This is a genomic window from Actinosynnema sp. (assembly GCF_052038725.1).
Genome location: NZ_JBQGCX010001498.1, coordinates 1 through 2,439, shown reverse-complemented (window position 1 = coordinate 2,439; position 2,439 = coordinate 1). Strand labels below are relative to the sequence as shown.

At 73.5% G+C, this 2,439-nt stretch carries 3 protein-coding genes; 1 reads left to right on the top strand and 2 read right to left on the bottom strand.

Annotated elements, in window-relative coordinates; genetic code table 11:
* Window positions 1-957, top strand: a 957-nt coding sequence (gene holA, locus ACTUAL_RS31645) for a DNA polymerase III subunit delta (protein WP_440902791.1), incomplete at its 5' end; no start/stop codon positions are given.
* A 249-nt stretch (window positions 958-1,206) separates the two neighbouring features.
* Here holA and rpsT read toward each other — a convergent pair.
* On the bottom strand, window positions 1,207-1,467 hold the full coding sequence (gene rpsT, locus ACTUAL_RS31640; protein WP_440902790.1) for a 30S ribosomal protein S20: 261 nt from the start codon (window positions 1,465-1,467) through the stop codon (window positions 1,207-1,209).
* 129 nt (window positions 1,468-1,596) lie between these two features.
* On the bottom strand, window positions 1,597-2,439 hold an 843-nt coding region (locus ACTUAL_RS31635), incomplete at its 5' end, for a phosphotransferase (RefSeq protein WP_440902789.1).

Here is a 2,439-nt window from a genome sequence, read left to right as displayed (position 1 = left end):
CTGGGCCGGGTCACGCTGGTGACCGGCAAGGAGGAGTTCCTCAACGAGCGCACGGTCGGCGCGGTCCGCGAGGCCGTGCGCAAGCACGACCCGGAGTCCGAGCTCTCCGAGACCGTGGCCTCCGACCTGTCGCTGGCGACGTTGGGCGAGCTCTCGGCGCCCTCGCTGTTCTCCAGCATCCGGTGCGTGGTCGTCCGCTCCCTGGAGAACCTGCCGGAGGAGTCGGTGGCGGGGTTGCTCGACTACGCCGGCGCCCCGGCCGACGAGGTCGCGCTGGTGCTCGTGCACGGCGGTGGCCCCAAGGGCTCCGGCGTGCTCACCAAGCTGCGCAAGCTCGCCACGGTGACCGAGGCGAAGTCCGGCGAGCTGCGGCCCTCGGAGTTCCCCGGGTTCGTGGCGGCCGAGGTCCGCAGCCACGGCACCACGATCGAGCGGGACGCCGCCGACGCGCTCGTCCAGGCGGTCGGGCAGGACCTGCGCGCGCTGGCGGCGGCGGCGAGCCAGCTCGCCAACGACTTCGCGGGGCAGCCCATCGGCACCGACCAGGTCAAGCAGTACTTCGGAGGCCGGGCCGAGGCCAAGTCGTTCGCGGTCGCGGACGCCGCCTTCAACGGCCAGCGCACGGCTGCGCTGGAGGAGCTGCGCTGGGCCCTCGACGGGGGTACGGCGCCGGTGCTGGTCACCTCCGCGTTCGCGGGCGGCGCCCGCGGGCTGGCGCGCTACCTCGCGGCTCCGGGCCGGATGTCGGAGGCCGACCTCGCCCGCGAGGTCGGCGTGCCGCCGTGGAAGCTGCGCACGCTCCGGCAGCAGTCGCGCAGCTGGACCGAGACCGGGATCGGGCAGGCGATCCGGGCGATCGCCCAGGCCGACGCCGACATCAAGGGCGCGGCCAGCGACCCGTCGTACACCCTCGAGCGGCTGGTCCTCACCGTCACCGACCTGCGCGACGACCGCTGAGCTTCGGTGGTCGAGTAGCGAGCGCAAGCGAGCGTATCGAGGCCCGATCCTCTGGTCTCGAGACGCCGGTCGCGACTCGCTCCTCGGTCGCGCGGCTCCTCGACCTCGCTCCTGGTCCTCGGACTTCGGACTTCGCGAGCTCAGCCCGAGGGGAGCAGAAATGCCGCTGACCCGCCAGGACGATGTCCTGACGGGTCAGTGCGACGACCGATCGGCCCGCGCGCCGCGAGGCGCTGGCGGGCGGTGGGATCAGAGAGAGGCGGCCTTCTTGGCGATCGCGGACTTGCGGTTCGCGGCCTGGTTCTTGTGGATGACACCCTTGGAGGCGGCCTTGTCGAGCTTCTTGGCGGCGTCGCGACCCGCGGCGACCGCGGCGTCCTTGTCGCCGGCCTCGGCGGCCTCACGGAACTTGCGGACGGCGGACTTCAGGCCGGTCTTGACGGCCTTGTTGCGCTCGTGACGGCGCTCGTTCTGCTTGTTCCGCTTGATCTGGGACTTGATGTTCGCCACTGTTGCTGCCTTCGTTTCGGGTGATCTCGGGGTGGACCGGTCGTTGAGGTCGGGGTGCGCGCGGGCAGGAAACAGCCCTGACACGCGACGGACAAGGCTAGCAGCGCCCGCTCGGGCGCCCAAATCCGCTCAGGACCAGCCCCGGCGCTCGGCCAGCCAGTCCCAGCACACCTCACCCTGCCACCGCTGGGCGTCGCGGATGTGGGGCGAGGTCGGCGGGACCGGCTGCTGGGCGGACATGAGGAAGTAGCCCGTGACCAGCGCCAGCACGATGTCGACGGACTCGCCGGGGACGTCGCGCGTCAGCGGCGCTGCGGCGAGCGCCGCGTCGGTGTCGAGCCCGTCGCCGCGCGGCCCGATCATGAGGAAGACGGTGTCCAGCCACGCGGCACCGAGCGAGGGCCAGTTCCAGTCGCACAGCAGCACCCGCCCGTCGGCGGCCAGCAACAGGTTGTCGTCGCGGACGTCGGTGTGCACGAGCGTCTCGCCGCCGACGACCTCGCGGTAGCGCGCGGCCAGCGCGGCCGCCTCCTCGACCCGCTCGGCAGGTCCGGGCGGCGCCTGGCGGACGGCGTCCCAGTACGCCGGCCAGTCGGCGAACTCCTCCTCGGCCGGGGTCAGCCCGAGGGCCGCGGGCGGCGGGGTCAGGTCGGCGGCGAGGCCGTCGGCCATCGCGACGCACGCGGCCAGGTCGTCCTCGCGCCAGGGCCGGGCCGGGTGGCGGGCGTCGACGTGCTCGGTCGACAGCACCATCCAGTCCTCGTCGTCGTGGGTCCACAGCAGGCGCGGCGCGGGGGCCGCGGCCGGGAGCGCGGCGAGCTTGCGCGCCTCCTCGCGGTACGCCGCCGCGAACATCCGCTGCGCCTTGTGCGACGCGGCCTTCACGAAGTGCCGGGACCCGTCCTCGCAGGTCAGCACGGACGCGAAGCCCGGCGTGAAGCCCGTGCCCTGCGACTGCGCCGCCACGACCGG